The organism is Rhodococcus mengyinensis (assembly GCF_048381435.1).
Lineage (GTDB): Bacteria > Actinomycetota > Actinomycetes > Mycobacteriales > Mycobacteriaceae > Rhodococcus_F > Rhodococcus_F opacus_D.
Window position 1 is genome coordinate 233,543 of record NZ_JBLWIT010000050.1, and the last position, 6,050, is coordinate 239,592.

A 6,050-nucleotide genomic window follows, 5' to 3' on the forward strand; every position below is an offset into this window, starting at 1 on the left:
CGGGGGCATCGGCCGTGACGTGTGTCCGGCGCGACCCTGGACAGCACTTGTACCTATCGGTACAGTCTGTACTGAAAGGTACAAGAACCCCCGGAGGAGCGTTCACCATGTCCGTTCGACCACCCGTCCCACCGTTCACGCTCGACACCGCGATCGCGAAGGTTCGCGCCGCCGAGGACGGCTGGAATTCCCGTGATCCCGAGAAGGTCGCGCAGGCTTACACCGAGGACAGCTGGTGGCGCAATCGGTCCACCTTTCTGCAAGGGCGCCGCGAGATCGTCGACTTCCTCGCCGGGAAGTGGGACCGCGAACTGGAATACCGTCTGATCAAGGAACTGTGGGCGCACGACGGGAATCGGATCGCGGTCCGGTTCGCGTACGAGTTCCACAACACCGACGGGCAGTGGTTCCGCGCGTACGGCAACGAGAACTGGCAGTTCGACGGGGGCGGTCTGATGCGGTGGCGTCACGCCAGCATCAACGACGTGCCGATCGACGAATCCGACCGCAAGTTCTTCTGGGACATGTCCGGCGTGCGACCGTCGGATCATCCCGGGCTGAGCGATCTCGGCCTCTGATCGGCACACGAGGAGTAGTCATGCCCCGAGCAGTAGCCGAGCGCGGCGACGTCGTCCCCGTGCTGGCGGAGGTGTTCCGATCCCACGGGTTCGACGGCGCGAGCCTGGCCGTCATCACCGAGCACACCGGACTCGGCAAAGGCAGCCTGTACAACTTCTTCCCTCGCGGCAAGGACGAGATGGCCGAGGCCGTCCTCGACGAGGTCGACGCCTGGTTCCAGACCGCCGTGTACCTGCCGCTGCGCCGGTCCGAGCACGCCGCCGCCCGCCTGGAGCGGATGTTCGACGAGGTCGAGACGTACTTCCGGTCGGGTCGCCGAATCTGCCTGTTCGGCGCGTTCGCGCTCGGCCTCGAACGCGACCGCTTCGCCCACCGCGTCCGCGCCTACTTCACCGACTGGGTCGATTCGCTCGCCGGCGCCCTCGCCGACGCCGGCCACGGCACGCAGTCGCGGCCGCTCGCCGAGGAGGTCGTCGCGGGTATCCAGGGCGCGCTCGTCCTCGCGCGTGCCCTGGACGACCCTGACAGCTTCACGCGCATCCTCACCCGGCTACGCCGCTCGGTCGGGGATCCGACGACATCGCGCGCGTAGGATTCGAATGCGTCAACTCGAGAAGTGAGGCAGCCGTGATCTTCATCGTCGTCAACTTCACCGTGAAACCGGACCACTCGGACGGCTGGCTCGACCTGGTGCAGCCGTTCACCGACGCGACCCGGAACGAACCGGGCAACCTGTGGTTCTACTGGTCGCGGGCGGTGGAGGATCCGAACCTGTACGTCCTCGTCGAGGCATTCCGCGACGACGACGCCGCCGGCGCCCACGTGCAGAGCGAGCATTTCCAGAACGCCATGCGCGAGTTGAAACCCGCCCTCGCGCAGACGCCGCGGATCATCAACACCACGATCGACGGCACCGAGTGGTCGCTGATGGGTGAACTCGAAGTCGACTGACCCCGTCCGGCTTCACCCTGAAGTCGAGCGCACCGCGCGTTAGCCTGGAAAACGTGGCTTCCGATCTCACCGAATTCGACGCAGTGATATTCGACTTCTCCGGCACGCTGTTCCGGCTGGAGGAGGACGACAGCTGGATGGCCGACCTCACCGACCACGACGGTGAACCGTTCGACCTCCACCAGCAGGCCGAGTTGATGCGGCGCATGACGGCGCCGGTCGGTCAGACCGTCGAGATGGACGCGGCCGAGCACCACGCGTGGACCAACCGCGACCTCGACCCTCGGTTCCACCGGCAGGCGTACCTCGACGTTCTACGCAAGTCCGGGGTCGCGCACGAGGACCAGGCGGTCGGGCTGTACGAGCGGGTCATCGACCCGGGATGCTGGAGTGCATACCCCGATACTGCGGAAGTGCTTGCGTCACTGAAGGACCGGGGAATCAAGGTCGCGGTGCTGAGCAACATTGCGTTCGACATCCGGCCCGCATTCGCGGACCTGGGAGTCGAGCATCTCGTCGACGCGTTCGTGCTGTCGTTCGAGGTGGGTGCGATCAAACCGGACCCGAAGATCTTCGAGCACGCCCTCGCCGCACTCGGCTCCGAGCCCGAACGGACTCTCATGATCGGCGACAGCGAGGAAGCCGACGGTGCGGCACGAAAGGTGGGCTGCGCGTTCGCACTCGTCGAACCCGTTCCCCTCGCGGAGCGCCCGGACGGCCTCCGAACAGCCCTCAGTGCCTTCGGCCTGTGAGTACTTATTAACCACGGGCGGTTAACAAGTACTCACGGGTGCGAAGCGCACAATCCGCGGCCGGTGACGAGAGGCAGGTCGAGTGCGGTCACCAATCCGGGCTTCGCCCCGACCACCGCGTGCACCGAATTCACCAGCCGCATCGCGGTGACGATCATCCCCGACACGTTGTGGTCGCCGTTTTCGCCGTGGTGGTTGAACTCGACGGTCATCATCGGCTCGCCCGTGATGTCGATGCGGTAGCACCCGTCGCCGCGGGTCGGTTTCGGCCAGTCCGGTTTCTGTTCGGGGTGGGTGCGGGTGACGTGCTCGAGGACCACGCGCGGCACCCCGTCGACCGTGCCGACGACTTCGAACCGCACCGCCGCCGCCGTGCCCTTCGCGATGTGGCACGACAGAATGTCCAGGTCCTGCTCGGCGGGGATGCGTTCGAACTTCTCCACCAGCGGTTCGTCGAGCGTGAGGTCCAGTCCCGCGGCGATCTGGCGGACGACGCTCCCCCACGCCAGCGACAGCACGCCCGGTTGGAACAGCATCGGCGTCTCCTCGACAGGTTTGCCGAAACCGAAGATCTCGGTCATCACCACCGGCTGGTAGTAGGTGGAGTAGTCGGCGATCTCGGAGCAGCGCACCTCGTCGATCCGCTGCGACAGGCTCGTCATGGCCAGCGGCAGAACGTCGTTCGCGAATCCGGGGTCGATACCGTTCACGTGGAGGCTCGCGTCTCCCTGCTCGCCGGCGCGGTGGATGCGGTCGACGAGTTCGTCCGGGACCACACCGATCGGGTACTGCAACAGAACAGGCCCCGAGGACACGACGTTGATGCCCGCCTCGAGGAAGGAGATCAGGTCCTCGATGGCGTCGAAGATGCGGTCGTCCGTCATCGCGGTGTGCACGATGCAGTCCGGCTTCAGGGCGAGAAGTGCCGCTTTGTCGTCGGTAGCCGCCACGCTGAGTTCTCTTCCGAGACCGGCCAGCTCCCCGGCGTCCTTCCCGACCTTCTCCGGATCGGACACCCACACGCCGACCAGTTCGAGGTCGTCGCGGGCGTCGATCCCTGCGATGGCGTGACGCCCGACCGTACCGGTGGACCATTCGACGACGCGGTATCTCATGAGTTCTCTCCGAGTTCCAGAAGTAGCACCCCTCCCGCGAATGTAACAGGTTCTAGTTTACCGGGTGGACGATCGCCGAAGAGTGCTATCGCGGTTCGGCGTCAGGGAGAATCCATACGTATGACACCCACCGACGTCTACCGCGCACCGATGCGTTCCCGTCGCGACGACGTGGACCCAGGGCTCGCGGTGCAGCGTGCGCTCGCCATGCACGTGTGTGGAATCGGCGGGATGCTGGCCCCACCTCCCGTCGATCTGAGTGAGGCGCTCGACGCGACCGAGCGCACCTACGGTGATCCGGCCGCACGCCGGCTCGAACGCTTCACGCAGGTGCTGGACGGATCGTTCGTCTGGTCGCGTGACGCCGACGGGCTCTACCTCCTCGGCCGGATCGACGGTCCGTGGCGCTACGACTCGAGTCCGGAGGCCGCGGCTGTGGATCTGGTGCACCTCCGAGACTGCGAGTGGCTCGACGCACCCGTCGCCGAGCTCGACGTACCGCCCGCGACCGTGCACACCTTCGCCCGCGGTGGACGCAACTTCCAGCAGACCCACCACCCTGACATCGCCGAGCAGACGCAGCGCGTGTGGGACCGCGGAAGGCGGTGACCCGACGCGCCGCGCCGAACGTGGCTGTCCGACCTCCCCGCCGTCGTCGAAACGCTGAGTCGGGAGTGGTCGCTGGACGTCGGTCGCCCGTTCCAGCCGGGCGGCGTGACGTCCTGGACGGCGCCCGCCCGTCCCGCCGCCGGCGCACGCGTGGTGCTGAAGATCGGCTGGCGACACGACGAGGCCCTGCACGAGGCGGACGGACTCGCAGCCTGGAACGGTGACGGCACCGTCCGACTGCTCGACCACCGCATGCTCGACCACACCACGGCGCTGCTCCTCGACTCGGGCACATTGCCGCGATGCTCCGCCCGTGAGTACTTATTAACCGCCCGTGGTTAATCCTGGATACACCGATCCGGATGAGTCCTTGGGTGGGTCGTAACGGCGAAATGCCCTGCCGTGGTGGAAGAATTGAACTTCTCACAGAAACAATTCGGCCACGACGAAGGGCATCTCGTAGGTGCAACTATCTCACACTCGACCCGTCTCGGCGGCGAGGTTCGACGACCCCAATCTGGTGGCGACCGCGGGGCTGGTCCCGGTGATGGCATTGGCGCAGGCCAGCGGCCTGCTCACCCTCGCCGACGAACACCTGAGCGTCCCGACCGACAAAGGCGCCCACCCGGGCCGCAAGATCGGATCCCTGATCGGTGGGATGGTCGCCGGCGCCGACAGCATCGCCGACCTGGCCATTGTGCGACACGGGGCGATGGGAACGCTCTTCGACCGACCCTATGCCCCGTCGACGCTGGGATCGTTCCTCCGCCAGTTCACCTTCGGACACGTCCGGCAACTCGACGCCGTCGCCTCACGGTTCCTGGGCAACCTCGCCGAGAAGACCCCGCTGGTCACCGGGATCGACACCGGGCGGGTCTTGGTCGATATCGACGATTCGATCATCGAGGTCCACGGCCACGGAAAGCAAGGGTCCGGATACGGCTACTCCGGCGTGCGCGGGCTGAACGCACTGCTCGCCACCGTCACCACGGAGACCGGTACGCCGGTGATCCTCACCCAACGCCTGCGCCGCGGAGCCTGCGGCTCCCCGCGCGGGGCCGCCCGGCTGGTCGCCGACGCCCTGGCCACCGTCGACCGGCTGCGCACCCAGGCCGGCGGACCGAGCGGTGGCGGCCCGCTGAAACCGCTGGTCCGGTGCGATTCGGCGTTCTACGGATATCCCACCGTCGGTGCGGCGATCCGCGCGGGCGCCGACGTCTCGGTCACGGTGCGCCTGACCGCCACCATCAAACAGGCGATCGCCTCGATCGACGTGGACGAGTCCGCGTGGACGCCGATCGAGTACACCGACGCCGTCTACGACGAGGGCGCCGACACCTGGATCTCGCGGGCGGAGGTCGCAGAGATTCCGTTCACCGCGTTCACCTCCCAGAAGAAGGCCCACCAGATCCCCGGGCGGCTGGTCGTGCGCCGCATCCCCGACCTGCGACCACCCAAAGACCAGGGACAGGGCACATTGTTCGACATCTGGCGGTTCCACGCCTTCTTCACCACCACCGACCCCGACCATGTAGACACCGTCGCCGCCGACAAAACCCACCGTCAGCACGCGATCATCGAACAGGTGCACGCGGACCTGAAGAACTCCGCCCTCGCGCACCTGCCTTCGGGCCGGTTCACCGCGAACGCCGCCTGGCTCGTCTGCGCGGTAATGGCGTTCAACCTCACCCGAGCCGCCGGCACCCTCACCGGCGATCCGAAGCTGACGCGGGCGACCACCGGCACCCTCCGGCGCACCCTCGTCTCGGTCCCCGCACGCATCGCCTCCTCGGCGAGGCGACTGACCCTGCACCTCCCTCAGGATTGGCCGTGGGAAACGGCGTGGCACACGCTGTTTGACAAAACCTTCGGCCGCAATCACCCGGCCATCGTCTAACACCCGCGACTCCTGCCCGACCTCGACGCGAAAGCCCCAGTGGAACAACCCGACACGAGAGGTCGGACGCTCAACCACGCCCACACACCGCCCACTGCTGCACACTGAAACTCACCCCGACTGGATCAACGAATCGGTGCATTCGGG

General features: G+C 66.8%; 8 protein-coding genes. 7 read left to right on the top strand and 1 reads right to left on the bottom strand.

Annotated elements, in window-relative coordinates; all coding sequences use genetic code 11:
• The first annotated feature begins 107 nt into the window (after positions 1-107).
• Genes ACNJ7E_RS10140 through ACNJ7E_RS10155 form a run of 4 tightly spaced genes read left to right on the top strand, consistent with a single transcriptional unit; the run spans position 108 to position 2,282 of the window.
• Positions 108-578, top strand: coding sequence for a nuclear transport factor 2 family protein (locus ACNJ7E_RS10140; RefSeq protein WP_418339754.1), 471 nt, complete (start codon positions 108-110; stop codon positions 576-578).
• Positions 579-598: 20 nt separating this feature from the next.
• Positions 599-1,171 carry an LmrA/YxaF family transcription factor gene (locus ACNJ7E_RS10145; protein ID WP_418339755.1) on the top strand — a complete coding sequence of 191 codons (573 nt, stop codon included), beginning with the start codon at positions 599-601 and terminating at the stop codon, positions 1,169-1,171.
• 35 nt (positions 1,172-1,206) lie between these two features.
• The gene (locus tag ACNJ7E_RS10150; protein WP_317571693.1) at positions 1,207-1,530 is read left to right on the top strand and encodes a putative quinol monooxygenase; all 324 of its coding nucleotides are present in this window, start codon (positions 1,207-1,209) and stop codon (positions 1,528-1,530) included.
• 53 nt (positions 1,531-1,583) lie between these two features.
• Complete coding sequence (locus ACNJ7E_RS10155) at positions 1,584-2,282, top strand: HAD family hydrolase (RefSeq protein ID WP_418339756.1); 699 nt, start codon at positions 1,584-1,586, stop codon at positions 2,280-2,282.
• Between the two features lie 32 nt (positions 2,283-2,314).
• Here the strand turns inward: ACNJ7E_RS10155 and ACNJ7E_RS10160 are convergent, their stop codons facing one another.
• Positions 2,315-3,397, bottom strand: a complete 1,083-nt coding sequence (locus tag ACNJ7E_RS10160) for an NAD(P)H-dependent amine dehydrogenase family protein (RefSeq protein ID WP_418339757.1) — start codon at positions 3,395-3,397, stop codon at positions 2,315-2,317.
• Positions 3,398-3,517: 120 nt separating this feature from the next.
• Here ACNJ7E_RS10160 and ACNJ7E_RS10165 point away from each other — a divergent pair, with 120 nt between their 5' ends.
• The 3 genes from ACNJ7E_RS10165 to ACNJ7E_RS10175 all read left to right on the top strand — a co-directional run bounded on the left by ACNJ7E_RS10165 (position 3,518) and on the right by ACNJ7E_RS10175 (position 5,903).
• Positions 3,518-4,006: a GAF domain-containing protein gene (locus ACNJ7E_RS10165; protein WP_418339758.1), complete on the top strand. Its 489-nt coding sequence runs from the start codon at positions 3,518-3,520 to the stop codon at positions 4,004-4,006.
• A 105-nt stretch (positions 4,007-4,111) separates the two neighbouring features.
• The gene (locus ACNJ7E_RS10170) at positions 4,112-4,348 is read left to right on the top strand and encodes a hypothetical protein (protein WP_418339759.1); all 237 of its coding nucleotides are present in this window, start codon (positions 4,112-4,114) and stop codon (positions 4,346-4,348) included.
• Positions 4,349-4,469: 121 nt separating this feature from the next.
• Positions 4,470-5,903 (top strand): IS1380 family transposase, encoded by a 1,434-nt coding sequence (locus ACNJ7E_RS10175; RefSeq protein ID WP_418339173.1) that lies wholly within the window; start codon positions 4,470-4,472, stop codon positions 5,901-5,903.
• The last annotated feature ends 147 nt before the right edge of the window (positions 5,904-6,050 follow it).